A 24,334-nucleotide genomic window follows, 5' to 3' on the forward strand; every position below is an offset into this window, starting at 1 on the left:
TGGCCGGTGAGCATCCGGAGACCGTAAGCGCTACAACGAAAAGCGCCGTCGCGACCCGCCTAGACACGTTTGCCCAGATCCGCTCGTGGCACGGCGCCCAAAAGCCGCCGGGTGTAATCGTGCTGCGGACTGCCGAACACCTGCCGGCTGTCGCCCTGCTCCACGATCGCGCCGGCATACATCACCACCACCTGGTGAGCGAGGTGTTTGACCACCGAAAGGTCATGGGACACGAACAGATACGACAGGCCGAACCGCTCCTGCAGGTCGAGCAACAGGTTGATGATGCCGGCCTGGATGGAGACGTCCAGGGCGGACACCGGCTCGTCGAGCGCCAGGATCTTCGGTTGCAATGCCAGCGCGCGGGCGATGCCGATGCGTTGCTTCTGCCCACCGGAGAACTCGGCCGGATAGCGGGCGGCGTCGGCCCGGCGCAAGCCCACGATGTCGAGCAGTTCTGCGACGCGCGCGTTGGTCCGGTCTTTGTCGAAGGCGTTGGCCAGCAAAGGTTCAGCGATCAGATCGAACACCGGCAGGCGGGGGTCCAGCGCGGCCACCGGGTCCTGGAACACCACCTGGATGTCGCGTCGCAACGATCGCCGGCGGGAGGCGCTCAGGGTCGCGACATCGGTACCGAGCACTTCGATCGAACCCGATTGCGGTGCAACGAGTTCGAGGATCTCGTGCAGGGTGGTCGACTTGCCGGAGCCGGACTCGCCGACGATGCCCAGCGTGCGGCCTTGGCGCAGCTCGAAACTGACGCCGTCGACCGCGCGGACCTCACCGACGGTGCGGCGCAACACCACCCCCTTCGTGAGCCGGTACGTCTTGACCAGATCGCGCACGCGCACGACGACCGACGAGTCGCCGGATTCGGTTCGGGGGGCCTCGGTGTTGACCCCGTAGATGTCCGCGGCGCTGCGCCCGTTCACCCGGTCGGTGCGGATGCAGGCCGCGCGGTGATCCACCCCGACTGGGAGCAACTCCGGTTCGTCCGCTCGGCATTCGTCGATGACCAGAGGGCAGCGCGGCGCGAAGGGGCAGCCGGGCTCCAGCCCCACCAACGACGGGGGCGCGCCGGGGATGGGGACCAGCCGGGTGCCCTGGGCGGCGTCCAGTCGCGGAACGGAGCCCAATAGCCCAACGGTGTAGGGCATTTGGCGATCGCGGTAAAGGCCTTGCACCCCGGCGGATTCGACGACCCGGCCGGCGTACATCACCAGCGCCCGGTCGGCGAACTCGGCGACAACACCCAGGTCGTGGGTAATGATCAGCACTCCCGCGCCGGTGACGTCGCGCGCCGTCTTGAGCACCTCGAGAATCTGCGCCTGCACGGTGACGTCCAGGGCGGTGGTGGGTTCGTCACAGATCAGCAGATCCGGGTCGTTGGCGATCGCCATCGCGATGACCACCCGCTGCCGTTCGCCGCCGGACAGCTCGTGCGGAAACGCCCGCGCGCGTCGTTCCGGCTGCGCGATGCCCACCAGCTCGAGCAGTTCCACCGCGCGCCGGCGGGCGGCGCTCTTGCCCACGTGCGGCTGGTGAATTTCGATCGCCTCGGCGATCTGGTCGCCGACGGTGTAGACGGGCGTCAGCGCCGACATCGGGTCCTGGAACACCATGCCGACCGTCTTGCCGCGGAACCGCGACATCGCATCGTCGCCGAGGCCCAGCAGCTCGGTGTCGTGCAGCCGCACCGAGCCGTGCACCCGCGCGTACTCCGGCAGCAGGCCCACCACCGCCATCGCCGAAACCGACTTGCCGGAGCCCGATTCGCCGACCATGGCTACAACCTCACCCGGGGCGATGCTGTAACTGATACCGCGCACCGCGGTCACCGGTTCGCTGTCCGTCGGAAAGGTGACGGCGAGGTCGGTCACCTCCAGCAGCGCGCTCACCGGGCGCCGCCTCGCAGCATGCCGCTGCCGGGGTCCAGGGCGTCGCGCAGGCCGTCGCCGGTCACGTTGGCGCACACCAGGATCAAAACCAGCACGGCCGCCGGGAACAGGAACACCCACGGAAAGGTGGTCGCGGACTGGGTGCCATTGGCGATCAACGTGCCCAGCGACACATCGGGCGGCTGAATGCCGAATCCGAGAAAGCTGAGCCCGGTCTCGGCCAGGATGGCCGAGGCGACGTTGAGGGCGGCATCGATGATCAAGATGGAGGCCACGTTCGGTACCACGTGGCCGAGGATGATCCGACGGCTGGAAACCCCCATGTACCTTGCGGCCCTGATGAATTCGCGTTCGCGCAGACTCATGGTCATGCCGCGCACCATGCGCGAGCTGATCATCCACCCGAATCCGGCCAGCAGCAAGACGAGCATCAGGATGTTGGCCGAGCTCTTGGTTCGCGGTGTGACGATGGCGATGAGGATGAAGCTGGGCACCACCAGCAGCAGGTCGACCAGCCACATCAGCGCCCGGTCGCGCCAGCCACCGAAATAACCGGCGATCGACCCGACCGTGGCGGCGATGCCGGTCGAGATGACCGCCACGCAGACACCGATCAGCATCGACTTCTGCATGCCCCGCAGGATCTGCGCCAACAAGTCCTGCCCCAGCGCGTTGGTCCCCAACCAGTGCCGGCTGTTCGGTGGTTGCAGCAGCGCGTCGAAGTCGAGGTCGTCATAGGAATAGGGCAGCACCGCAGGCAGCGCGTAGCAGCCGACGAACAGCAGCACCAGCAGCGTCAGTGACACGACCGCCAAGCGGTTGCGGAGGAACCTGCGCAGCACGAGTTTCCGGCGCGAGGTGAACTCCGTTGCCTTGGGTGCCGAGAGGCCCTGAGCGCCTTCCACTTTGGGTTCGGTCGTCATGACACCCGCACCCTCGGATCGAGCGCGGCGTAGAAGACGTCGGACAGCAGGCCGGCCAGCAGCACCACCGTGCCCGAGAACAGCGTGATCGCGGCGATGATGTAGGTGTCCTGTGTGGCGATGCCCTGTACCAGCCATTCACCCATGCCGTGCCAGCCGAAGATCTTTTCCACGAACACCGCACCGGTGACCAGCCCGGCCACCCCGTAGGCGAACAGGGTGGCTAACGGTATGAGCGCCGTACGCAACCCGTGCTTGACCAAGGCGCGGCGGCGGGTGAGCCCTTTGGCGCGCGCGGTGCGAATGAAATCCTGGCCCAGAACGTCGAGCATCGCGTTGCGCTGATAACGGCTGTATCCGGCGGCGGCGGCCAGCGTCAGGGTGAGCGTGGGCAGGATCAAATGCCGCAACCGGTCCACCAAATGGTGCCCGAGCCCGCCGCTCACCCCCGGCGAGGTTTCCCCGGTGTAATCGAAGAGGTGCACGCCCAAAGCCCAGTTCACCCGCAGCGCACCAAGGATCAACAGGCTGGCGATGACGAACGTCGGGGTGCTCAGGACCAGCAGCGCCACCATCGTGACAAGGCGGTCACTCAGTCGGTACTGGCGGATGGCTCCCCAGGCGCCGGCGACGATGCCCAGGACCGTGCCGGCCAGCGACCCGACGACCAGGAGCCGCAGGGTGACCCCGACGCGGCGCCAGAGGGTGGCGCCGACGGGCTGTCCGGTGATGGTCTTTCCGAAGTCGCCGCGAACGGCGTGCGAAGCCCACTGCGCGTAGCGGATCGGTATCGGCTTGTCCAAGTTGAGCGCATGGGCCTTCGCGTCGATCACCGACTGCGGCGGACGCGGACTGCGCTGCAATAGGCTGTCCAGTGGCCGGAACGCCACCGACGTCAGGCAGAACGTCAGAAACGACGCCAGCGCCAGCAGCACGACGTAGTTGAGCAATCGGCGCGCCAAGAAGCGGATCATCCCCGACCGCACCGCCCGCCTCGCATTGGGACAGGTTAACGAGCCGGGCCCGTCCTTGTGATCCGGCTGATTCTCATGAGTGAATTACGGGTGGTTAGTTGCTACGTTCAGCCCGCGATATCCCGAGGAGGCGCGCGTGACGGTTACCGATGACTACCTGTCCAACAACGCCCAATACGCGAGCGGCTTCCAGGGCCCGCTGCCCATGCCGCCGAGCAAACACGTCGCGGTGGTCGCGTGTATGGATGCCCGGCTCGACGTCTACCGCCTCCTCGGCCTCAACGAGGGCGAGGCGCACGTCATCCGCAACGCCGGCGGAGTCGCCACCGACGACGTCATCCGCTCGCTCGCCATCAGCCAGCGGTTGCTGGGGACCCGCGAGATCATCCTGATCCACCACACCGACTGCGGGATGCTGACTTTCACCGACGACGACTTCAAGCGCGCCATTCAGGAGGAGACCGGTGTCAAGCCGCCATGGGCGGCCGAGTCATTCCCCGACGTGGGCGAGGACGTCCGGCAGTCGCTGCGCCGCATCGAGAACAGCCCGTTCGTCACCAAGCATGTCTCGCTTCGCGGGTTCGTCTTCGACGTCGCCACGGGCAAGCTCGAGGAAGTGACGCTCTAGCGCCGCCCCCTATACCGAGCGCGTTTCTCAGGGCGAGAAATTGCCCATTTCTGCGCCCTGAGTGCACGTTCGGTGAGGCTCTAGCCGACCTTGTAGGTGGCGAGGGCCTTCGCGACGAGCTGGCCCTGCGCGTCGATGATCTCGGCCTCGCAATTAACCAGCGACCGGCCGCGCCGCAGCACCCGGCCGACGCCGATCACGTCGGTGGCCCGGGCGGGGGCCATGAAGTCCAAGGTCATCGACACGGTTACCCCCCGCAGTTCCGGGGGCGCCTCGGCCCCACACCACGCCGCCGCCATCACGGTCACATCGGCGAGTGTGGCGATAGCCCCGCCATGGACCATGTCGCCGATCGTGACGTTGGACGGGTCCCACGGCAGACGCAGCCTGACCTCGTGCTCCTCGAGTTGGTCGGCGACAATCCCCAGCTTGGCGACGAACGCCGATTGGGGGAGGAACTGCGCGATGACGTCGCGGCCGCTCGATGGCGGGCCGGCGGGTGCAGGGTCGGAGGTCATCCGTTCATGCTGTCGCACCCGACATTGGCCGGAAAAGGTCTGCCGCCGGTCTTGACCCGATACGTCGCATGGCCGTCCTCCGCGCCGTGAGGTGGCCGCCACTTGACAACCATCGGCGCGAACTGATGCTATGGACGGCAAAGCTGCCAAATATGACCGACTCAACCAGGTTTACCCGAGGAAGCTATGACCAGCGATCTGAAGGCGGCCCCCGCCGCCGGCCAGTACGAGTTGAGCCATCTGCGCTCGCTGGAGGCCGAAGCGATCCACATCATCCGGGAGGTGGCCGCCGAGTTCGAGCGACCCGTGCTGTTGTTCTCGGGGGGCAAGGACTCCATCGTCATGCTGCACCTGGCGCTGCGAGCGTTCCGCCCCGGGCGGTTGCCGTTCCCCGTGATGCACGTCGACACCGGCCACAACTTCGACGAGGTGATCGCCACCCGTGACGAGCTGGTCGCCGAGCACGGGGTGCGCCTGGTGGTCGCCTCGGTCCAGGAGGACATCGACGCCGGGCGCGTCGTCGAGCCGAAGCAGGGACGCAACCCGATCCAGACCGTGACGCTGCTGCGCGCCATTCGGGAGAACAAGTTCGACGCGGCGTTCGGCGGGGCCCGCCGCGACGAGGAGAAGGCGCGCGCCAAGGAGCGGGTGTTCAGCTTCCGCGACGAGTTCGGCCAATGGGACCCGAAGGCCCAGCGGCCCGAGCTGTGGAACCTCTACAACGGCCGGCACCACAAGGGCGAACACATCCGGGCCTTCCCGCTGTCGAACTGGACCGAGTTCGACATCTGGTCCTACATCGGCGCGGAGAACATCGGGCTGCCCTCGATCTATTACGCCCACCGGCGCAAGGTGTTCCGCCGCGACGGCATGCTGCTGGCGGTCGACCGGCACATGCAGCCGCGCGACGACGAGCCGGTGTTCGAAGCGACGGTGCGCTTCCGCACCGTCGGGGACGTCACCTGCACCGGATGCGTGGAATCGGAGGCCGTGACGGTGGAGGAGGTCATCGCCGAGACGGCGGTGTCCCGGCTGACCGAACGCGGCGCGACCAGGGCCGACGACCGAATCTCGGAGGCCGGGATGGAAGACCGCAAACGGCAGGGGTACTTCTGATGGCCACACCCGCCACGCTGCTTCGCCTCGCCACCGCGGGTTCCGTCGACGACGGCAAATCCACGCTGATCGGCCGCCTGCTCTACGACTCCAAGGCCGTCATGGAGGACCAGTGGGCGGCGGTGGAACAGACGTCCAAGGATCGTGGCCACGACTACACCGACCTGGCCCTGGTGACCGACGGCTTGCGCGCCGAACGCGAGCAGGGCATCACCATCGACGTCGCCTACCGCTATTTCGCAACGCCCAAGCGGAAATTCATCATCGCCGACACCCCGGGCCACATCCAGTACACCCGCAACATGGTGACCGGCGCGTCGACCGCCCAGCTGGTGATCGTGCTCGTCGATGCCCGGCACGGCCTGTTGGAGCAGTCCCGCCGGCACGCCTTCCTGGCCTCGCTGCTCGGCATTCAGCACATCGTTCTCGCCGTCAACAAGATGGACCTGATCGGTTGGGACAGGGAGAAATTCGAGGCCATCCGGGACGAATTCCACGCCTTCGCCGCACGCCTGGATGTGCACGACGTGGCCACCATCCCGCTTTCCGCGCTACACGGCGACAACGTGGTGACCAAATCCGACCAGACGCCCTGGTACGAGGGACCGGCGCTGCTGTCGCACCTGGAGGAGGTCTACATCGCCGGTGACCGCAACCTGGTCGACGTGCGGTTCCCAGTCCAGTACGTCATCCGGCCGCACACCCGCGAGCATCAAGACCACCGCAGCTACGCCGGCACCGTGGCCAGCGGGGTGATGCGTCCGGGAGACGAAGTCGTCGTTTTGCCGGTCGGGAAGGCCACCCGCATCACCGCGATCGAAGGGCCGAATGGTCCAGTGGAGGAAGCTTTTCCGCCGATGGCCGTGTCGGTGAGCCTGGCCGACGAGATCGACATCTCGCGCGGTGATCTCATCGCCCGCACCAACAATCATCCCCGGGTCACGCAGGAATTCGATGCGACCGTCTGCTGGATGGCCGACGGCGCCGCGCTGGAGCCCGGCCGCGACTACGTCATCAAGCACACCACCCGTACCACGCGCGCGAGGGTGACCGGGCTTGACTACCGGCTCGACGTGAACACCCTGCATCGCGACAAGTCCGCAACAGCGTTGCAGCTCAACGAGCTTGGCCGCATTTCGGTGCGTACCCAGGTGCCGCTGCTGCTCGACGAGTACACCCGCAACGCCAGCACCGGTTCGTTCATCCTCATCGACCCGCACACCAACGGCACCGTGGCCGCGGGCATGGTGCTGCGCGACGTCTCGGTGCAAACGGCGAGCCCCAACACCGTGCGGCACAAGTCTTCGGCCGTCGCCGAAGCCCGGCCGCGGGGCAAGACGGTGTGGTTCACCGGCCTGTCCGGCTCCGGTAAATCCTCGGTGGCCATGCTGGTCGAGCGGATGCTGCTCGAAAAGGGCACGCCCGCTTACGTTCTCGACGGCGACAACCTGCGACACGGTTTGAACGCCGACCTGGGCTTCAGCATGGCCGACCGCGCCGAGAACCTGCGACGGCTGGCACATGTGGCCGCGTTGCTCGCCGACTGCGGCAACGTCGTGCTGGTGCCGGCGATCAGCCCGCTGACCGAGCAACGCGAGATGGCTCGTAATGTGCACGCCGCCGCGGGGTTCGACTTCGTCGAGGTGTTCTGCGATACCCCGATCGAAGAATGCGAGCAGCGTGATCCGAAGGGCCTGTACGCCAAGGCCCGCGCGGGCGAGATCGCGCACTTCACCGGCATCGACAGCCCGTATCAGCCGCCGGCCAACCCCGACCTGCGGCTTACGCCGGACCGTACCGTCGAGGAGCAGGCGCGCAACATCGTCGATCTGCTCGAATCGCGGGCTTAGCGCACCGCCACAGCCCGGCTGCACCGCAATCCGCGCGCCGAGTGGCACAATCCTGAGAGTGCGCATGTCGGCGAAGGCGGAGTACGCGGTGCGGGCCATGGTCCAGCTCGCCACGGTCCCCAGCGGGACATTGGTGAAAACCGACGACTTGGCCCAAGCGCAGGGCATACCGCCGCAATTCCTCGTCGACATCCTGACCAACCTGCGCACCGACCGGCTGGTGAAAAGCCATCGGGGCCGCGAAGGCGGCTATGAACTGGCCCGTCCCGGAGACGAGATCAGCATCGCCGACGTATTGCGCTGTATCGACGGCCCGCTGGCGAGCGTGCGCGACATCGGGCTAGGGGACCTGCCCTACTCCGGTCCGACCGCGGCGCTCACCGACGTCTGGCGGGCGTTGCGTGCCAGCATGCGGTCGGTGCTCGAGGAGACAACCCTAGCCGACGTCGCCGCCAATGCCCTGCCCGGGCACGTCGCGCAGTTCGCCCACGACTATCGGGCACAGGAGAGCGTTCGGCACGGCACACCGCACGCCGGCGAGTAGGCGCCGCCGCCCGCCGGAGCGTCAGCCCCCCGACCCGTACGGGCGGGTGAGAACCTCCATGGCGTGTCCGGACGGATCGAGGAAGTACACGCCGCGCCCGCCGTCCCTGTGGTTGATCTCGCCCGGCCGATTGGCGCCCGGGTCAGCCCAGTGCTCCATGCCGCGCGAGGAGATCTTGCCGTAGATCGTGTCGAATTCCTCTTCGGACACCAGGAAGGCATAGTGCTGCCGCGGGATGTTCCCGCCGTCGGAAGCATCCGCATAGTCCAAAGTGGCGCCGTGCTCGAGTTCGACAACCATGAAGTGGCCGAACGGCTTTGGGCTGGGCAGCCCAAACAGTTCGGTGAGGAACTCAGCGGACTCGCGCTTGTCCCGGGCGGCGACGATCGTGTGGTTGAAACTGATGGACATGGCCTCCTCCTACTTGGGTGCCGTGAGCTCCAGGGCGATGTTGTCGGGGTCGCGGAACTGCAGGATGTACGACGGTCCGATGTCTTTCACGGGCTCGTGCGCAACGCTGAGCTCATCGAGATGCGCTGCGGCGGAGTCCAATTCATCCTTGCTGCCGACCCGGAACGCGATGTGGTCGAGCCCGGCGCGATCCTCGTCAAAGCGATCGGTTGCAACCGGGCGCAGTCCCAGCAGCGTGCCGCCGAGGTCGTAGATGACGCCACCGAACAAGAAGCTCAACTGGCTGCGGGTGGCCTCGTCGGCGTTGTCGGGCACCTCCAGTAGCACCGGCCAACCGAACACGCTCTCGTAAAACTGCCGGGATCGCTCAATATCGGTGACGGTGAGGCGGACGTGCGCGATGGAACTGCTGGTGAAACCCATCTGTTCCATGCTGCCACTTGTACGCCCGGATGTTGACGGTCATGCCAGAATCGCCGTCGTGCGGATTGCGATGACGCTACCGGTGATGGAGCCGGACTTGGACGCGGGAGTTTTGGAGAATTGGGCGCGCGCGATCGACGCCGGCCCGTTCTCGTCGCTGTGCTGGGGCGAGCGCATCGCGTTCGACAACCCCGACAATCTGACTCTGCTGGGCGCGCTGGCGGCGTGGACGACCCGGGTGCGGCTGCTGACGACCGTGATCGTGCCGCAGCTGCACGACCCCGTCATGCTGGCCAAGGGCCTGGCGACCGGCGACATGCTGTGCGGCGGGCGGCTGAGCGTGGGCATCGGCGTGGGCGGCAGGCACGAGGACTACCACGCCGTCGGCGCCGATCCGGCGACGCAGACCATGCGCGAGATGGCCGACCGCGTCGCCGTGATGAAGCGGGTGTGGGCCGGCGAAAAGCTCACGGAGTCCGTCCTGCCAGTGGGGCCGGCGCCGGTGCAGCCCGGCGGCCCGCCGCTGTTCGTCGGGAGCATCGGCCCCAAGACCATCCGCAGCGCCGCGTCCTGGGCCGCTGGACTGGCCGGGACCACGCTGGACCTGGACGTCGCCAAGCAGAACGAGCTGTTCGACGTCGCGCGTGAAGCGTGGGCTCAGGCGGGCAAGGGGAAACCCCACCTGGTGACGTCGTTCTGGTTCGCGTTCGGATCGCCGGAGCAGGCCCGGGCCCAGGTGCATCGCCACCTACGGCGCTACATGAACTGGATACCGGCGGAGTACGTCGACGCCATGGCGCCGACGACCGGATGGGCCGGTTCCGAGGACGAGCTGCTGGCGGTGCTGCGCAAGTTCGAGGACATCGGCACCGACGAGGTACAGCTCATCCCGACGAGCGCGGACGTCGACCAACTGAGCCGTGCCGCGGACGTGGCCGGCCGGCTCTAGGCCGACGCGCGCTCGTCGCCCGCGGCCGGCTGCTGCGGCGGCTGTCCCTTGCGCAGCGTCGCCAACAACTCGCGATACGGGCCGACCAGGTAGACGGTGTCGCCGCCACGAAGCCAGGCGTCCCGCCGCGGGTGCAGCTCGACGGGCGCGTCCTGGCGGGTGATCGCTATGACCCGGGTCTGGGTGGACAGTTCGAACATCTTCAGCCCGTCGAGCTCGCTGCCTGGCGCCACATGCATTCCACCGATCATGAACGAGCGCTGCCCGACGGAAAATGTGCCCAGCACTTGCAGGCCCATTGCGGCGCCGATGAACCATGGTGCGGCCAGTTCGACGGTGGACCGGACGTTTTCGAATCCGAACCGCTGCGCCACCGCGGCACCCAACGCGCGGTCGTACACGCGCAGCACCAGGGGAACGTCGGTGCGCACGACTTCGGGCTTCACCCGGGGGCCCAGCATCTCGCGCAGCACGATCCCGGTCTCGATGTTCACCATGTCGTCCTGGGTCAGCACCGCCACCGCGCGGGCGTGCTCGACGCGGGCGGCCTCCAGCGTCTGGCGCAGCGTCGCGTCCCCGAAGATCACCGGTACGTCGAGGTCGGCCGCCGCCGACAGGAAGCGGTTGTTTTCGTCCCGCTCGATCACGGCGACGTCGTATCCCGCTGACCTCAGGTCGGCGACGACGCGGCTACCGAACGAACCGAGCCCGACGACGATGACGTGATTGCGCAGATGGCGCGCCCGGCGGCGGCCGACGGAGTGGGCGAAGCGCCGCGATATCAGCAGGTCCGCGACGAAAGCGACGAGGAGCGCGGTGGTTGTTACGCCGGCGAACATCAGCATGATGCTGAACAGCCGCAGCCAGGTCGGCTGATGGAGGAAGCTGAAATCGCCGTAACCGACCGTCGCGATCGTCTCGGTACTGAAATACAGCGCGTCGAGCCAGGTCATCTTCGGACCCGGCTGGTAGCTGAACCGCAGGATTACCGTCGACCCGACCAGTAGGCATGCCGCGGCCAGCAACGCTCGGGCAAACATCGGGTTGACGTCGTCGCGCAGCGCGCGCGCACTGTCGAGGATCCGCCGCAGCCGGGGCAGGCGATAGCGCGTCACGGTCGGCCGCGGGACCTTGATGCCGCGTTCGGCCAATTCCTCGGCGGTGCCGATCATCGCGGTCCAGTCGCCGGCGTGCACCGACAGATCACGGCCTGGACAGGACACCACCTCGCCCGGGGTGGCGCAGTTCTCGCCGTGGATCACCGCCACCGGTGCCAGGTCACCGTAGATTTCGCGCAGCGTCGCGCTATACGGTGCCTCGGCGCCGGAGACGACGAATTCGATGCCCGCCGCCTCAAAGGGGTGCACGGTGTGCGCCAGGCACGCCTCGACGACCGAGGGCGCGGAGAGGTCGGCGACGTCCAGGATCGCGCCGGGACGCTTGTCGGCCGCCATCGCCGTCCGCAGCACATCGTTGCCCAGCCGTGCCACCACGCGCACCCGGGGGTTGGCTTTCCTTGCCAGCAGTGCGATTTCGAGGTTGGTCGCGTCGTCGTCACCGACGCAAATCACGGCGCGAGCACGGGTCACACCGGCGGTGTCGAGCTCGCCGGCGGTTTGGAGCTTGACGATGTGTACACCGGCGTTGTTGAGCTCCTCGACGATCGTGGTCGCCAGCGCGTCGTCACCACTGACGATGATGTGCCCGCGCATGGTCAGGCACGCCCCGGGTCGTCCGGCATGACCCCCACCTCTGCTGACGTTGGAGTTTTGTTCCTATGACTATCGGGCACCGTGCCGATTCATGCCAGCGCGACACCGGCCGCAGAGTGAATTGCCACGGGGCCGCAGGAGAGATTCGATAGCGGTATGACGCAGCCGGAACTGCCTGGGCCGCTCGCCGCCTTGACCCGGCTCATCTCGGAGCGCATCGCCGCGGCCGACTTCGCCGGGGCGTTGCCACTCATGAACGAGCTGGTCGCGGTCTGCCGCCCGATCCTGGGGGAACGGCACCCCAACGTCTTGGACATGAAGCTTGCGCTGGTACACCTGCAGCTCCAAATGGGAGACCAGGCCGGGGCCTACGCCGTGCTCGAGCAGCTGGTACCCGAGTTCGAGGAGGTGCTCGGTTGGGATCACATCACCACGTTGACGGCGCGCCACATGTTCGCGGACCGGCCCCAGCAGGAAGCGCGGGCCGCGTTGGCCGAATGGTCACAGCTGCTGGCCGACGAAGAACGCGTCCTGGGCGCCGAGCACCCCACCGTGCTGACGTCCATGGACCGCGTGGCGCACAAGCGCAAGGAGCTTGGTGACTACCCGGGTGCCGTCGCCGAGGGCGAGCGCGTCCTTGCCGCCCGGCGAAGGGTGCTCGGCGACGACCACGAGGACACGTTGGGAATGCGGTTGTCGCTGGCGCAATGGCACGGCGAATCGGTGGACGGCGCCGGCGCCGTGGCTGAGCTCGAGTCGCTGGTCGAGGTGATGCGCGAAAAGCTGGGCGACGACCACCGCCACACGCTGATCGCGCGGCACACCATTGCACTGTGGGAGCCAGAACCCATGGACTACGGGGACAAGGTGGCTACCTGGCAGGCACTGGTCTTCGACGAAGCACGAGTCTTCGGCGAAGACAATCCGGTCACCGTCGCGGCCAGGGAGGAGCTGGCGAAGTGGCGCGACCGCGCCGAGGACCACCGATGGGTGGCCGAGTTACGCGACCGGGTCGAAGAAGCTGGAAAGCGCCGCTTCAGCGCTAAAAGGCAAGTCACCCAGCGGTTTTCGGATGAGGAATACCTGAGATGCTGGCTTGCCGAGCGGGGGGCCCAATTCCCGGTCTGGGCAGGTCATTACGGCGGCGATGCCGTGTGGGACTTCTCGCCGGAGTCGTTAGACGCGTTGGAAGAGCTTGTCATTCAGAAGGCCTCGACACCCGAGCAGCTCCTGAACGAAGAGCGGAATGAACCGTTCGTCGATGGCGCCGTGTGGTACCTCGGCGAAGTGCTGCGGCGCGGCCGGTCCATGCCGTGGCAATACACGCGTGGCGAGACGGCGGATCCCACCGTCGGGCACGTCGACGTGTTCGAAGTCCTCACCCGGGCGCTGCACTCCGTCGACCGCGGGGCCCTGCGCCGCACGTACGACCGCTTCACGGCATCCCAGTGATACTGGGTTGGTGCCCTTCATCGAATGCGTCGCGTCCCGCGAGATCTATCGGAGCCAATGGATGGTGCTCCGCGAAGACGACATCCGTCGCCCGGACGGCAGCCCGGGCATCTACGGCGTGGTGGACAAACCGGACTATGCGCTGGTGATGCCGTTCGACGGGCACCGATTCCGGCTGGTTGAGCAATTCCGGTATCCGCTCGGGGAGCGGCGGTGGGAATTCCCGCAGGGCACCGCTCCCGGCTTGGCGGACACCGACCCGTCCGAGTTGGCCGAGCGTGAGCTGCGCGAGGAAACGGGATTGAGTGCGTCGTCATTCGAGGTGCTCGGCCAGCTCGACGTCGCTCCGGGCATGACCAGCCAGCGCGGCTGGGTGTTCCTGGCCACCGGAATCGCCGAAGGGGAGCCGGATCTCGAGCACGAGGAACAAGACCTGCGCAGTGCCTGGTTCGCCCGCGAGGACGTCGAGCAGATGATCCGGTCGGGAGTGATCGCCGACGCTCAGTCCGTCGCCGCCTACAGCCTGTTTCTGTTGCGGCGGCCATGAACAGTGCGGGGGCCCGCCGGGTCCCCGCACTGTGGTGGTCGGTGTCAGGCCGACGTGACGTATTGCGGGCAGTAGGCCGAGGCCGCGTCGACCGCGAACGTCTTGGAGCCCTTGGTGCTCAAGCCGGTCGCCTTGGCCACGGCGCTGATGACCTCCTTGCTCGACTGGCCCTGGTCGAGCGCGTTGCAAACGGCGTGCGCGTCCTTGATGGCGACCGACGCGCTCGGCGGGGTGATGCCATCCGATGCCAGCTGGGCGAGGAACGCGTCATCGACCGAGCTCGCACCCGCCGTGCCGGCGAGGCCGAGCGCGGCCAGGCCCAGGGCGGCGGTGCCGACGACGGAGGCGGTGAAACGGCGAGAAAACATCGGGGTCTCCTTGTGCTGAGGTGGCTTTTCTGACGGACGCGGAGTGCGTTGATCACAGAATCCGCACGGAGCCTTAACGGAGTCTCAAAGAATTCTTGGCGGAGTATGGGCTGCGCCGTCGAACCCCCACCATGGACGTGATGTTTCCCGGGTGGCGGTTCGGCGCCGTGCCGCTGGTCGGCGTCGCGGCGGCGGTGCTCGCGATGACCGTCGTTCCGGCGCACGCGGCGACACCGGCGTGGAACGGGAAATATTCGCTGGTGAGGTACGCCGCGAGCAAGTCCGGCACCAGCACGGCGGCCAGTCAGCCCGAGCCGACGTTCAGCGTCGACTACGTCTTCGTCACCGCCTGCCCGTCAGGCAAGTGCGTGGCTACCGCCACCAACGGCCCCACGCCCAAGAACCCGACGCTGCCCCAGCCGTCTCACTACGCCTGGGACGGCACTCGTTGGGTTGAGCGCTTCGACTTCCAATGGGATTGCTTCATGGGCGACGGCGTCCCGAAGGTGTGGGCGCCCGCGCGGTCGTGGGCGTTCTACACGCCGCAGGCGGACGGTTCGCTGCGCGGCACCTGGCACACCGACATCAACGGCGGCCCGTGCCGGGGAACCGTCGAGATGCCGGTGGCGGCGTTTCCTGCCGGGCCGGAGTGAATCTCGTTGTCACCCAATCATTGCTGCGGCGCGGGCGTCATCGAGGCGATGTAGTAGACCTCGTGCCCGGTCGGGTAGCCGCCGCCGTTGGTGGCGATGTGCACGTGGTCGTAGTGGTTGAGGGTTTCCGAACCGAGGTCGGCGGTCCAGCTGCCCCCGCCGACGCCCGGGTAGATCTTCTGCCGCCAGATCACGTGGTTGATTCCCCATCGCTTCGCATTCGCCAGGGCGTACCCGGCGATCTGGTTGCCGAGCTCGATGCCCTCGGGGCTGCCGTGGTTCGGGATCATCACGTCGATCGCCAGCCCGTTCGGGTGCCACGGCAGCGGGTCTTCCCGGTACCCATAGATGGTTTTGATCTGCGGAAACAGCACGCTGATGGCGCGTTCCGCCCAGATCGTCTTGACCTGCAGCCTGTCCTCCGACGCGATTCCACGGGGCAGCGCGACCTGGAATTGCTGCGCGGCGGCCGGTGCGCTGGCGGTCAACATTTCCACTTCCGCGGGGCTGGCGGTGTGCGGGATGTTCGGCGGGGCGGCGGCGTTGATCGACGCGGCGGCCGTGGTGGTGGGGGCCGCGGCCACCGCGTTCGGCGCACAGCAGCGCGGCTTTGTGTCTTGGGCGTAGACCATGGCGGCCGCAAGCGCGAACGAGGCCACAATCGCCAGCCAGCGGCCCCTGCCGTTGGCTAACACGTTCTTGCCCACGACCAGCAGCTTAGTGCCGCAAGCGACTTCTGTGACACGTTTTCGTCCAGTTATTCAGCTCGGACGAATAGGCCCTAAGCGACCCAAGGTCGGGTCACAATGTCACCATGCCCAGCCAATCGTTCGGCGATGCCAATGCGTTCCACCGGATCATGCGTCGCTTCGCCTCGACGCCGGTGGGTGTGGCGCTCCTGCGCCCCACGGCGCACCACCTGGACCGACTCATCACCAAGCTCACGGGTGGCAGAAGCAGCTTCGCCGGGCTCGCGACCGGCATCCCCGTGGTGATGCTCACCACCACCGGCGCTAAATCCGGTGAGCCCCGCACCGTCGCCGTGTACGGAATCCCGCATCCGGATGGCCTGGCCCTCATCGCGTCCAATTTCGGCGGCGCCAAGCATCCCGCCTGGTACCACAACCTCAAGGCGCACCCGGAGGCGACGGTGGCGATCGGCCGGGACACGTGGCATGCGAACGCGCGGCTCGCCTCGCCGGGCGAGCGCGACGAAATCTGGGCGAAGGGCCTAGAGCTTTACCCCGGCTGGCGAAAGTACGAAGCGCGAGCCGGCAAGCGCCACATCGAAGCGTTCGTCCTGGCGCGAAGTTGAAGTAAGCCCGATTCTCCTGTCCTGCAGGCGATTTAGGGCCACTATTCGCAGTTCAGATGCGTGATGCCGGTGTGCGTGTCGGATCGTTATCGGATGCCTCAGCTCGGTCGAAATGAATTCCGTTGTGCGACAACCGGTTCCAATCTGATCACCCGAAGGCGTCGCCGCCGCGTTGGGCCAACGGCTGGGCAATGCGCTCAATCGCAGCGGGATTCATCTGGGATCTCTCGATTGATTCGGGCGGCGTGCGGTGTAGGTACTCCGTAGAGACGGAAGCCGCTGATGGCCTACACCATGCAAGGCGCCGACTCAGCCCAGGCACGAGCCGACGTGGCGTGCGCGCACAAGTCAGCCTCTGCGGGCGACGTCTTGGCTCAGGATCTGGGGCCAGGTCTCGACATCGGCCGGGATGTGCGCCACGGTGAGCGTTGACCGCGGCATCAGTGCGGCAAGCGATTCCGCTGTCGACATCGGATGCGCCGGATCGCCGACCCAGGCCAGAATCGTCGTCGGCACATCGATTCGTGCGACCGCTTCGCGTGCGGGCAGGTCGCTGAGAGCCGCGCCTCGAAACAGTGACGGCAGCAGCGCGTCGGCCACATCGGGAACTGTTTCGGGCGCGCCGACTGTGGCTGGCGGCGGAGTCGCCCCACGAGCCGACGCGATGAATGCCCCGACTCCCTCGGTTTCGATAACTTCGGCCGCAACCCGGTAGATCGCCGCCTGCGCGGGCCGGGTTTCCCACGCGGTGGCCGGCACCATGAGCGTGAGGCCGGCGAAGCGGTCCGGCTCGCGGGCAGCCGCGTGCAGCAGCGTGCCGGTACCCATGGACGGGCCGACTCCGTGCACCCGTTCGCCGGGAAACCATTTGTCGAGCAGCTGCAGAAGATCCTCGGCAAGGCTTTCCCATCGATAATCCTCCGGGACCTTGCGCCCAGTCGACTTGCCATGGCCGCGTGCGTCGTACCGCAGCAATCGGGTCCCGCTGAGGCCCCTGCCGAGGTCGAGATTGAGCACCCGGTCACGCGCGCGGCTGGAGGTAAGTCCGTGCAGTTGGACGACCGGATGACCACCTTCGTCGCTCAGTTCAACCGCAAGCTCTGCTCCAGGAACCACGAAAGTGGACATCACGCAACTCTTCTCACGACCGGACGACTCGCCCCGGAGCCGACCGCGCAGACCGAGCACTCAGGCTAACTGGGGCGTTAGGGTACCGCCATGCGGCTGACCAACGTCGCGCACCTGCGGCTACCCTTTGGACGACTCTGGGGCTACGACGTGTCGGTGTCTGACCTCGGCCGGCAGCTCCCGGTGTCTTTCGACCAGCGCATACACGTTGGTGCGGGCGCACGACCCGGCTCCTGGATGGCTTTGTCCATTCGGTTGCCGGCGGGGGTCAGCCGCCAATCGTTGGCCGATGCGTGGCTGGCTGTGATCGCCCGCCACGGCACCCTACGGACGGCATTCACGCTCGGGGCGGACGGCGATCCGCAGCTGAATGAGATCGATATTCACCCAGGCAAGTGGGTAGAGCATGAGATCACTCCGGGCCAGGCGGTCAACGACGCACTGCGAGTAGTTCTCAATGCGACGTGCTCGCCCTATCAGCGACCCTCACATCGATTGTGTGTGCTGGAGACTGCCGCCGGATTGACGGTGGTGATCGCTGCCGACCACGCCCACGTGGACATGTGGTCAATGCTGGTGATTGCCCGAGACCTGTTGTCGATGCTCGCCGACGCGCGGATCGGACGTACGTCGTCGCTGCAGCCGCCGCCGGCATTTGTCGTGCACACGCAAGCACTGTTGGACCGTCCCGCGGCACCGGAACGCGTGCGCGCGCGATGGGCGCAAATCATCAGCGACAGCGGTGGGGTGATGCCACGGTTTCCGCTGCCGTTGGGTGAGTCCGGGCCGCATCCGGAACGCGTTGAAGTGCGTGATGTGTTCGATGTCGATGACGGCGCCGCGTTCGCGGCGCAGGCACGCGAGGACGGTGTCTCGACGCTGGCACTCGCTGTGGTCGCCATGACAGGGGTGACCCGCGAGTTGGCCGGGGCGCCGCTGCGCGCGGTCTTCCCCGTGCACAGCCGATTTGAAGACAAATGGCACGACTCGGTGGGCTGGTTCATCACCAATTCGGTCCTGGAGTCGGCGGTTGCCGAGCCGCACGCCGCGGCCGCCGCCGTCAAAGAGGCCGTGCAGCTTGGTTCCTGGCCACTGGCCGACGTTCTGGCTCCGTGGGGTGGAATGCCCATCGCGCCCGGAATGTTCGCCATTTCCTGGCTGGACCAAAGCAGACTTCCGGTGCGCATCGACTCGGTCGGACTCGACGCCCAGTATGTGAGCGCGAGCGTTGACACCGACGGCGTCATGCTCTGGTTCATCCAGGACGAGTCCGGGCTGCATCTGCGATGCCGCTACCCGGATACCGCGGAGGCACGAACCAACGTGGGGGCGTGGCTGGACCTGTTGGTGGCGCGCCTACAGGCACTGGCGCAGTCCTCGGTCCGAGGACTGCTGCGGATAGCGGGCCGCACATATCGTGTGCAGCGCGCGACGCGCGAACACGTGGGGGTGATCGCCCAGCTGCTCTCCGACGACGAATTCGGTCAGGATCGCGAAGACGCCGAACTCGAACGCTACGAGGCGGCCTACGACATCGTCGTTCGCAACCGATCCAACTATCTCGGAGTCGTCCTGAACGGTTCCGATATGGTCGTCGCGACTGTGCAATTGACGATCATTCCCGGCCTTTCCCGCGGCGGCGCCACCCGGCTGCAGATCGAGGGATTACGGGTCGCCAAAGCCGAACGCGCACAGGGGCTTGGTACTGCGCTCATCGAGTGGGCACACAACTACGGCCGAGCGCACGGGGCACAGCTGGCGCAGGTGACCACAGACGAGGCTCGCGAAAGGGCTCGGGCGTTCTATCGCCGGCTCGGGTACCACGCCGCCCACGTCGGGCTGAAATGCACCATCTGAGTCCGGTTTATGCGCGGTGAACGTTTCAGCGTGCGTGATGGCGATTCCAGCCAAGGCGAGGACGACGCGCTTTTGCCGGCCGGAAAGACTTTGGGAACAGTGGTGGCATCCTCGTAACCCTGAGGCCCGAAACGGCGTTTCATTAGCCGAGCTGACTAACGGAAACACCGTCTGACCTGCAACTATTTTTGTGCCCCCGGCAGGATTCGAACCTGATTGATCTCGTAGCTTCGCCGCTCGATCTGCCTGCAGTTTCTGCCCGTTTACCTGCGATTTTGCCGCTCCCGGCCATCCGACAGTAAAGGACATTGCCGGACATATTGGTACATTGTTCTTGCACGTATTTCGCACGGAAGAAAGGGGTGCGACGATGGCCGGGACACGACGCCAGTTCGGACAGCTACGCCAGTTGCCCTCGGGGCGCTGGCAGGCCGCCTACACCGGGCCCGACGGCAACCGGCACAAGGCACCGCGCACGTATGCCACCGACGACGACGCCATCGGCTGGCTGAACATCGAACGCCGCAAGATCGAACTCGGCACCTGGGGCGCGGTCGAGCGCAGCGACGGGGTGAGCCTGCGGGCCTACGCGCAGCGGTGGATCGAGCACCGGCAGTTGCGCCCGCGCACCCGCGCGCACTACGAGTCGATGCTGGCGCGCCTCATCCTGCCCGAGCTGGGCGACGCCAAGATCGTCACGCTCACCCCGGCGCGGGTCCGCGAATGGCACGCCGGGCTGGGCACCGGCCACCAGACCCGTAACGCCCACGCCTACGCGCTGCTGCACGCGATCTGCGCCACGGCGGTGGCCGACGAGGTGCTCGACGCCAACCCGTGCCGGATCCGCGCGGCGATGCAGACCAAGCGCCGCCGCGATGTCGACATTCTGACCCCGACTGACGTCAACAAGCTGGCGTCCAAGATGCCCGCCCCCCTGCGCGCCAGCGTGTTGTTGGCCGCGTGGTGCGGCCTGCGGTGGGGTGAGACTTCGGAACTGCGCCGCAAGGACGTGAGCGACGATCAGGGCGTGCTGCGGGTGCGCCGTGCGGTCACCTATCGCGGCGGCAAGTTCGACGTTGGGCAGCCGAAAACGGCGGCGGGCGTGCGCGATGTGGCGATCCCGCCGCATATCCGGCCAATGCTCAAGGCGCACTTAAAGAATCACGTTGGCCGCGCCGCTGACTCGCTGCTGTTCGCCGATGACGACGGCACCCATCTGCGCGCCGACCGCTACCGCACGCACTGGGAGAAGGCGCGCGAGGCAATCGGCAAGCCACACCTGCGGGTGCATGACCTGCGTCACGTCGGGGCGGTGCTGGCCGCCCAATCCGGTGCCACAACAGCCGAACTCATGCACCGGCTGGGACACACCACGCCGCAGATGGCGCTGCGCTATCAGCATGTCGCCGAGGGCCGTGACGCCGAAATCGCGCAGCGGCTGTCGAAGCTCGCGGCGGCCAAGTAAAGCCATCTGCGGACACGCGGGGTTAACCGTAGTAGTGTTCCTGACGGCAAATCCTGGTATTGGAACCCTGCGGGCTAGACCAGGGGGCGACGTAAACAAACAACCCCGGCTGTGTAAACGAGTACGGTCGACAAGAGTTCTGGCGAGCCGGTTGTCGTTCTCCCCGTGGGAATTTCGCCTTTTGGTCTTGGTTACAGCCATGCCTAAAGGAAGCCACGCGAATGTCCTCGAAGACTCGCCAGCCCGCTAATCGCCGCGAGCGCCGCCATCCCGACCTGATCGGCCTGCAACAGGCCGCCGACTACTGCGACGTCTCGTATCGCACCGTTCGCCGCTGGATCGCCGACGGTCGCCTCAACGCTGTCCGCGTCGGCCCGCGCCTGCTGAAGGTCGACGCCGACGAGCTGGCGGCATTCCTGCAGCCCACCGGCGGCGCCGCGTGACCTACCTCGACGCCCAGGACGCTGGACCGCCCGACGGCGACGGGCCCGGCGCCGCCTTACTGAGCGACACCGGGCCCCACCAGTCGCCGCCGCGCCCCGCCCAGGATGCCGCAACCGACACCTCGGAGCGTAGCGCCTGCGGGGCGGCGAGGCCGCCGGTCGACTACGCCCTGAGCCAAACGCTGGGCAAAGGCCCCGTTGTCGGGCGGATGGTGCTGGCCTTCGGCCTGGAGCCCGCCATGAACGCGGGCGTGCAGTTCACCGCCGACGCCCAGGCCAACACCCGGCGGATTTTCGAGTTCGTCGCCGACAGCGACGACCCGCAGCTCAAAGAGCTGGCCCGCAAGGCGGGGCTTCGGCGATCCAGCCCGGCGCCGGGGCCCAGGCCGCCCGCCGAGATCGACGAGCGCGAACGCGCCTACGCGCTGGGCACGCTGCGCAGCGAGGCCGCCGAGCTGGCCAACACCCACAAGGGGCGCAACGCCCGTCTCAACGAGGCGGCCTACAACGCGATGGGCTTCGTCAACGCCGGATCGCTGACCGAGGCCGAGGTGCGCGAGGCGCTGACCGACGCCGGGCGGATGGCCAGCCCGTTGGGTGATCACCCCTTCCCCGACAGCGAGATCAACGACACGCTCAAGTCGGCGATCAACTCCAGCTACACCGACGGCCATGTGCGCTACGCCCCCGACGCCGGGCAGGTGATCGAGGTGGAGCCGGGCGCCCTCAACGGGCACGCCAAGACCGCCGTGATCGACGCCCCTGACCACGAAACGTTCTGGACCGCAAGGGAATCCCTGCGCACCATCCAGAACGCCGCGCTGGCGCGTATGTGCCCGCCCTGGGCGGTGCTGGCGCACTGCGCCGCTCGTGCGCTGGCACTGGCAACGCCGCGAATTGTGCTGCCCCCCATCATCGGCGGGCCCGGCAGCCTCAACTGGTTCGCCGCCGTCGCCGCCGTATCGGGCGGCGGCAAGGGGGCCGCCTCGGCGACCGCGCGCCACCTGGTCCCGCTGGGCGGCGTGCCGGTGCGCAACCTGGGCTCCGGTGAGGGCATGATCGCCGCCTACCAGCACAAGCCCGACGACGAGCACCTCGACGGGGTGCGCGAGTCGGTGATGTTCGTCGCCGACGAAATCGACACCGCCACCGCGCTGGCTAGTCGCACCGGATCCACCACGATGGCGGTGCTGCGCTCGGCGTTCTCGGGGGAGACCCTCGGCTTCTCCTACGTCACCAAGGGCCGCGACATCCACCTGCGCAGCGGCAGCTACCGGATGACACTGGTGCTGTCGGTGCAGCCCGCGCGCGCCGGTGCCCTGCTGGGCGATCACGGCGGCGGCACCCCGCAACGGTTCCAGTGGTTCCCCGGCACCGACGCGCGCATCACCGATGACCCGCCGCACTGGACGCCGACCTCGCTGACGCTGCCCAACTATCTGGAGCTGGCCCAGTCGCGCGAGATCATGATTCCCGACACCGCACGGCATGTGATCCTGTCCGAGCGGGCCAAGGCGATGCGGGGAGAAACCGACGCCCTCGACGGGCACGCGCTGTTCGTGCGGGAGAAATTCGCCTACGCGCTGGCACTGCTCGACGGGCGGCTCACCATGACCGAGGAGGACTGGCAACTGTCGGGCATCGCCGCAGCGGTGTCGACGCGCACCCGCGAGCAGGTGGCCCAGCGGTTGGCCGAGGCCCAGGCCGAGGAGGCCGCCCAACTGGGCATGGTGCGCGGCATCTTCAACCAGGCCGCCGACGAGGAGAAGACGTTTCGGGCCAGCCAGCGGGCCAGCCGGGTCGCGGCGTGGATCGTCAGGCAGGTCACCGAGTCCGACGGCGGGCTGTCGGAGGGCGAGCTGCGGCGGCAGGCGTACAGCCGGGACCGGTCGGTGATCACCACCGTGCTGACCCAGTTGGCCGTCAACAAGGTGGTCAAACACGACGGCGAGACCGGTCAGTGGGTGATCGCGTGACGCGCCCCAGCAATGTGGAGACGATGTGGAGATGTGGAGAACTTTCTCCACAGCCCCTCCAAAAATCGGTCTCAAAATCTCAACCTCTACTTGAGAGTATGGGTACCCTAATAACTGCTCTATCAGCCTCTATAGAGAACCTATATATTGCTGGGCTATTGACGCGACCCGGGAGGGGGCCACGTGGAGAAAACTCTCCACATTTTCTCCACAGCAAACCGCCGACCAGCAAACAGCACCGCCCACCCCCTGCAGATCGGCGGGCAGCGATGCGAAGCGCAACCAGCCGCGAGGGTCGCTGCGGACGTGGGCGCCGATGGTGTCGAGCATGGTCGAAGTTCCTTCCTGTAGCTGTCAATTCAACCCTGAAATGCGCCACTCGTCGCGCAGCTCGGGAAGCTGGTCGAGCATCGCGGCCAGGGTGGCGGCCACCACGCGCGCGCCGTCCACGGTGAGCAGCAGCCGCACCGCGCCGAGCCGGGGGTCGGTGATCAGCAGGGCGATCAGCTCGGTGCCGTCGGGGGCGAGCTGGTAGGCGAATTGCAGGCCGTCGGGCGCCGCCGGGGTGATGGTGAGCAGCTCGCGCGGCAGCTTGATCGGGCCGATGTTGTCGTCGTCGATCATTGCTGGCCGCCTTCCTGGGGTGCGGCCAGCCTGCGCAGCCGCACACATGACGCGGCCAGCGTCCCGGCGACCAGCATGGCCAGGTCGGGAGTCATCGCGATGTTGACCGGCCCGACGGTGGGGTCGAGCAGGGTCAGGGTGATGGCGTTCTCGCCGGTTTCGGCGATGTAGCCGTATCCGGCGCTGGCTTCGGTGGGCAGCAGGCACGGCGCGTCGGGCAGCCGGTCGCCGGGCAGGTATTCGGTCATTCGGTGTTCTCCTTCTTGGTGGTGCGGCGTCGGGCGTAGCCGGGTGTGCGGTCCACAGCGGCGACGACGCCGGTGAGGGTGCGGGGTGCCTGGGTGTCGGCCCATTCCCGGCAGGGGGCCAGCTCGGGGCAGTGCTGGCAGATCTGGGTGGCGGTGGCGATGTCGTCGGGCTCGGTGCTGTCGAAGATCTGCCGGTGTCGGCGGCAGGCCGCGCGGGGCAGCGCCGGGGTGTTGGCGGCCAGCTCGGCCAGCAGGTCGACGATGGCGGTGGTGGCGGCGTTCACGGGTGCTCCCTGCCAGGGTGGGAGGGAC

The 24,334-nt window shown here is 67.2% G+C and carries 26 protein-coding genes; 13 read left to right on the forward strand and 13 right to left on the reverse strand.

Annotated features, from left to right (window positions below):
- Positions 1–59: 59 nt before the first annotated feature.
- From A5756_RS13490 to A5756_RS13500, 3 genes are read right to left on the reverse strand one after another with little or no spacing between them, the layout of a single operon-like run.
- Positions 60–1,898, reverse strand: coding sequence for an ABC transporter ATP-binding protein (locus A5756_RS13490; RefSeq protein ID WP_066952994.1), 1,839 nt, complete (start codon positions 1,896–1,898; stop codon positions 60–62).
- On the reverse strand, positions 1,895–2,821 hold the full coding sequence (locus A5756_RS13495; RefSeq protein ID WP_066952996.1) for an ABC transporter permease: 927 nt from the start codon (positions 2,819–2,821) through the stop codon (positions 1,895–1,897). The genes A5756_RS13490 and A5756_RS13495 overlap by 4 nt, the downstream gene beginning before the upstream one ends.
- Positions 2,818–3,795 (reverse strand): ABC transporter permease, encoded by a 978-nt coding sequence (locus A5756_RS13500; RefSeq protein ID WP_066952998.1) that lies wholly within the window; start codon positions 3,793–3,795, stop codon positions 2,818–2,820. The genes A5756_RS13495 and A5756_RS13500 overlap by 4 nt, the downstream gene beginning before the upstream one ends.
- 136 nt (positions 3,796–3,931) lie before the next feature.
- Between A5756_RS13500 and A5756_RS13505 the strand changes: the two genes are divergently transcribed.
- Complete coding sequence (locus A5756_RS13505; protein ID WP_066953000.1) at positions 3,932–4,423, forward strand: carbonic anhydrase; 492 nt, start codon at positions 3,932–3,934, stop codon at positions 4,421–4,423.
- An 80-nt stretch (positions 4,424–4,503) separates the two neighbouring features.
- Here A5756_RS13505 and A5756_RS13510 read toward each other — a convergent pair whose 3' ends face one another.
- The gene (locus A5756_RS13510) at positions 4,504–4,941 is read right to left on the reverse strand and encodes a PaaI family thioesterase (RefSeq protein WP_066953002.1); all 438 of its coding nucleotides are present in this window, start codon (positions 4,939–4,941) and stop codon (positions 4,504–4,506) included.
- Positions 4,942–5,127: 186 nt separating this feature from the next.
- Between A5756_RS13510 and cysD the strand changes: the two genes are divergently transcribed.
- From cysD to A5756_RS13525, 3 genes are read left to right on the forward strand one after another with little or no spacing between them, the layout of a single operon-like run.
- Positions 5,128–6,057, forward strand: a complete 930-nt coding sequence (cysD, locus tag A5756_RS13515) for a sulfate adenylyltransferase subunit CysD (protein ID WP_066953004.1) — start codon at positions 5,128–5,130, stop codon at positions 6,055–6,057.
- Positions 6,057–7,907 (forward strand): adenylyl-sulfate kinase, encoded by a 1,851-nt coding sequence (gene cysC, locus A5756_RS13520; RefSeq protein WP_066953006.1) that lies wholly within the window; start codon positions 6,057–6,059, stop codon positions 7,905–7,907. The genes cysD and cysC overlap by 1 nt, the downstream gene beginning before the upstream one ends.
- 58 nt (positions 7,908–7,965) lie before the next feature.
- The gene (locus A5756_RS13525) at positions 7,966–8,451 is read left to right on the forward strand and encodes an RrF2 family transcriptional regulator (RefSeq protein WP_066953007.1); all 486 of its coding nucleotides are present in this window, start codon (positions 7,966–7,968) and stop codon (positions 8,449–8,451) included.
- 21 nt (positions 8,452–8,472) lie between these two features.
- Here the strand turns inward: A5756_RS13525 and A5756_RS13530 are convergent, their stop codons facing one another.
- Both A5756_RS13530 and A5756_RS13535 read right to left on the reverse strand, forming a co-directional pair.
- Positions 8,473–8,862, reverse strand: coding sequence for a VOC family protein (locus tag A5756_RS13530; RefSeq protein ID WP_066953009.1), 390 nt, complete (start codon positions 8,860–8,862; stop codon positions 8,473–8,475).
- 9 nt (positions 8,863–8,871) lie between these two features.
- The gene (locus A5756_RS13535; RefSeq protein WP_066953059.1) at positions 8,872–9,285 is read right to left on the reverse strand and encodes a VOC family protein; all 414 of its coding nucleotides are present in this window, start codon (positions 9,283–9,285) and stop codon (positions 8,872–8,874) included.
- Positions 9,286–9,355: 70 nt separating this feature from the next.
- Here A5756_RS13535 and A5756_RS13540 point away from each other — a divergent pair, with 70 nt between their 5' ends.
- Entirely contained in the window at positions 9,356–10,234 is an 879-nt protein-coding gene (locus A5756_RS13540) for an LLM class flavin-dependent oxidoreductase (protein WP_066953011.1), read from the forward strand.
- On the opposite strand, the gene A5756_RS13545 is transcribed toward A5756_RS13540, so the two are convergent.
- Positions 10,231–11,946 (reverse strand): NAD-binding protein, encoded by a 1,716-nt coding sequence (locus A5756_RS13545; protein WP_066953013.1) that lies wholly within the window; start codon positions 11,944–11,946, stop codon positions 10,231–10,233. The two genes, A5756_RS13540 and A5756_RS13545, sit on opposite strands and share 4 nt — an antisense overlap.
- 156 nt (positions 11,947–12,102) lie before the next feature.
- Here A5756_RS13545 and A5756_RS13550 point away from each other — a divergent pair, with 156 nt between their 5' ends.
- Together A5756_RS13550 and A5756_RS13555 are read left to right on the forward strand one after the other, a co-directional pair.
- Positions 12,103–13,398 carry a tetratricopeptide repeat protein gene (locus A5756_RS13550; RefSeq protein WP_066953015.1) on the forward strand — a complete coding sequence of 432 codons (1,296 nt, stop codon included), beginning with the start codon at positions 12,103–12,105 and terminating at the stop codon, positions 13,396–13,398.
- Between the two features lie 61 nt (positions 13,399–13,459).
- Positions 13,460–13,945 carry an NUDIX domain-containing protein gene (locus A5756_RS13555; RefSeq protein ID WP_231989158.1) on the forward strand — a complete coding sequence of 162 codons (486 nt, stop codon included), beginning with the start codon at positions 13,460–13,462 and terminating at the stop codon, positions 13,943–13,945.
- 44 nt (positions 13,946–13,989) lie between these two features.
- On the opposite strand, the gene A5756_RS13560 is transcribed toward A5756_RS13555, so the two are convergent.
- The gene (locus A5756_RS13560) at positions 13,990–14,313 is read right to left on the reverse strand and encodes a DUF732 domain-containing protein (protein ID WP_066953017.1); all 324 of its coding nucleotides are present in this window, start codon (positions 14,311–14,313) and stop codon (positions 13,990–13,992) included.
- 203 nt (positions 14,314–14,516) lie between these two features.
- Here A5756_RS13560 and A5756_RS13565 point away from each other — a divergent pair, with 203 nt between their 5' ends.
- Positions 14,517–14,966 (forward strand): hypothetical protein, encoded by a 450-nt coding sequence (locus A5756_RS13565; RefSeq protein ID WP_066953063.1) that lies wholly within the window; start codon positions 14,517–14,519, stop codon positions 14,964–14,966.
- 17 nt (positions 14,967–14,983) lie between these two features.
- Here the strand turns inward: A5756_RS13565 and A5756_RS13570 are convergent, their stop codons facing one another.
- Positions 14,984–15,673 carry a glycoside hydrolase gene (locus A5756_RS13570; RefSeq protein ID WP_066953019.1) on the reverse strand — a complete coding sequence of 230 codons (690 nt, stop codon included), beginning with the start codon at positions 15,671–15,673 and terminating at the stop codon, positions 14,984–14,986.
- 107 nt (positions 15,674–15,780) lie between these two features.
- On the opposite strand from A5756_RS13570, the gene A5756_RS13575 reads away from it, so the two are divergent.
- Positions 15,781–16,281 carry a nitroreductase family deazaflavin-dependent oxidoreductase gene (locus A5756_RS13575; protein ID WP_066953021.1) on the forward strand — a complete coding sequence of 167 codons (501 nt, stop codon included), beginning with the start codon at positions 15,781–15,783 and terminating at the stop codon, positions 16,279–16,281.
- Between the two features lie 348 nt (positions 16,282–16,629).
- Here A5756_RS13575 and A5756_RS13580 read toward each other — a convergent pair whose 3' ends face one another.
- Positions 16,630–17,409, reverse strand: a complete 780-nt coding sequence (locus tag A5756_RS13580; protein WP_066953023.1) for an alpha/beta fold hydrolase — start codon at positions 17,407–17,409, stop codon at positions 16,630–16,632.
- A 90-nt stretch (positions 17,410–17,499) separates the two neighbouring features.
- On the opposite strand from A5756_RS13580, the gene A5756_RS13585 reads away from it, so the two are divergent.
- From A5756_RS13585 to A5756_RS13600, 4 genes are all read left to right on the forward strand, one after another.
- The gene (locus A5756_RS13585) at positions 17,500–19,266 is read left to right on the forward strand and encodes a GNAT family N-acetyltransferase (protein WP_066953025.1); all 1,767 of its coding nucleotides are present in this window, start codon (positions 17,500–17,502) and stop codon (positions 19,264–19,266) included.
- A 370-nt stretch (positions 19,267–19,636) separates the two neighbouring features.
- Positions 19,637–20,731 carry a site-specific integrase gene (locus A5756_RS13590; RefSeq protein ID WP_066953027.1) on the forward strand — a complete coding sequence of 365 codons (1,095 nt, stop codon included), beginning with the start codon at positions 19,637–19,639 and terminating at the stop codon, positions 20,729–20,731.
- A gap of 221 nt (positions 20,732–20,952) precedes the next feature.
- A complete protein-coding gene (locus tag A5756_RS13595) occupies positions 20,953–21,174 on the forward strand; it encodes a helix-turn-helix domain-containing protein (RefSeq protein WP_082960031.1) in 222 nt (73 codons plus the stop codon).
- A complete protein-coding gene (locus A5756_RS13600; RefSeq protein ID WP_066953029.1) occupies positions 21,171–23,150 on the forward strand; it encodes a hypothetical protein in 1,980 nt (659 codons plus the stop codon). The genes A5756_RS13595 and A5756_RS13600 overlap by 4 nt, the downstream gene beginning before the upstream one ends.
- A gap of 354 nt (positions 23,151–23,504) precedes the next feature.
- On the opposite strand, the gene A5756_RS13605 is transcribed toward A5756_RS13600, so the two are convergent.
- From A5756_RS13605 to A5756_RS13615, 3 genes are all read right to left on the reverse strand, one after another.
- On the reverse strand, positions 23,505–23,774 hold the full coding sequence (locus A5756_RS13605) for a hypothetical protein (protein WP_066953031.1): 270 nt from the start codon (positions 23,772–23,774) through the stop codon (positions 23,505–23,507).
- The gene (locus tag A5756_RS13610) at positions 23,771–24,022 is read right to left on the reverse strand and encodes a hypothetical protein (protein ID WP_066953033.1); all 252 of its coding nucleotides are present in this window, start codon (positions 24,020–24,022) and stop codon (positions 23,771–23,773) included. The genes A5756_RS13605 and A5756_RS13610 overlap by 4 nt, the downstream gene beginning before the upstream one ends.
- Positions 24,019–24,334: WhiB family transcriptional regulator (locus A5756_RS13615; protein WP_232005348.1), on the reverse strand; the 316-nt coding region annotated here is incomplete at its 5' end. The genes A5756_RS13610 and A5756_RS13615, both read right to left, overlap by 4 nt.

It is taken from the genome of Mycobacterium sp. 852002-53434_SCH5985345, from assembly GCF_001667155.1.
GTDB lineage: Bacteria > Actinomycetota > Actinomycetes > Mycobacteriales > Mycobacteriaceae > Mycobacterium.

What these genes read in the sequence shown, in the direction of transcription:
- A5756_RS13495 (WP_066952996.1), bottom strand. Translation starts at nt 2,821, where the DNA reads ATGACGACCGAACCCAAAGTGGAAGGCGCTCAGGGCCTCTCGGCACCC.
- A5756_RS13500 (WP_066952998.1), bottom strand. Translation starts at nt 3,795, where the DNA reads ATGATCCGCTTCTTGGCGCGCCGATTGCTCAACTACGTCGTGCTGCTG.
- A5756_RS13510 (WP_066953002.1), bottom strand. Translation starts at nt 4,941, where the DNA reads ATGACCTCCGACCCTGCACCCGCCGGCCCGCCATCGAGCGGCCGCGAC.
- cysD (WP_066953004.1), top strand. Translation starts at nt 5,128, where the DNA reads ATGACCAGCGATCTGAAGGCGGCCCCCGCCGCCGGCCAGTACGAGTTG.
- cysC (WP_066953006.1), top strand. Translation starts at nt 6,057, where the DNA reads ATGGCCACACCCGCCACGCTGCTTCGCCTCGCCACCGCGGGTTCCGTC.
- A5756_RS13530 (WP_066953009.1), bottom strand. Translation starts at nt 8,862, where the DNA reads ATGTCCATCAGTTTCAACCACACGATCGTCGCCGCCCGGGACAAGCGC.
- A5756_RS13535 (WP_066953059.1), bottom strand. Translation starts at nt 9,285, where the DNA reads ATGGGTTTCACCAGCAGTTCCATCGCGCACGTCCGCCTCACCGTCACC.
- A5756_RS13540 (WP_066953011.1), top strand. Translation starts at nt 9,356, where the DNA reads ATGACGCTACCGGTGATGGAGCCGGACTTGGACGCGGGAGTTTTGGAG.
- A5756_RS13545 (WP_066953013.1), bottom strand. Translation starts at nt 11,946, where the DNA reads ATGCGCGGGCACATCATCGTCAGTGGTGACGACGCGCTGGCGACCACG.
- A5756_RS13550 (WP_066953015.1), top strand. Translation starts at nt 12,103, where the DNA reads ATGACGCAGCCGGAACTGCCTGGGCCGCTCGCCGCCTTGACCCGGCTC.
- A5756_RS13555 (WP_231989158.1), top strand. Translation starts at nt 13,460, where the DNA reads ATGGTGCTCCGCGAAGACGACATCCGTCGCCCGGACGGCAGCCCGGGC.
- A5756_RS13560 (WP_066953017.1), bottom strand. Translation starts at nt 14,313, where the DNA reads ATGTTTTCTCGCCGTTTCACCGCCTCCGTCGTCGGCACCGCCGCCCTG.
- A5756_RS13565 (WP_066953063.1), top strand. Translation starts at nt 14,517, where the DNA reads ATGACCGTCGTTCCGGCGCACGCGGCGACACCGGCGTGGAACGGGAAA.
- A5756_RS13575 (WP_066953021.1), top strand. Translation starts at nt 15,781, where the DNA reads ATGCCCAGCCAATCGTTCGGCGATGCCAATGCGTTCCACCGGATCATG.
- A5756_RS13580 (WP_066953023.1), bottom strand. Translation starts at nt 17,409, where the DNA reads ATGTCCACTTTCGTGGTTCCTGGAGCAGAGCTTGCGGTTGAACTGAGC.
- A5756_RS13585 (WP_066953025.1), top strand. Translation starts at nt 17,500, where the DNA reads ATGCGGCTGACCAACGTCGCGCACCTGCGGCTACCCTTTGGACGACTC.
- A5756_RS13590 (WP_066953027.1), top strand. Translation starts at nt 19,637, where the DNA reads ATGGCCGGGACACGACGCCAGTTCGGACAGCTACGCCAGTTGCCCTCG.
- A5756_RS13595 (WP_082960031.1), top strand. Translation starts at nt 20,953, where the DNA reads ATGTCCTCGAAGACTCGCCAGCCCGCTAATCGCCGCGAGCGCCGCCAT.
- A5756_RS13605 (WP_066953031.1), bottom strand. Translation starts at nt 23,774, where the DNA reads ATGATCGACGACGACAACATCGGCCCGATCAAGCTGCCGCGCGAGCTG.
- A5756_RS13610 (WP_066953033.1), bottom strand. Translation starts at nt 24,022, where the DNA reads ATGACCGAATACCTGCCCGGCGACCGGCTGCCCGACGCGCCGTGCCTG.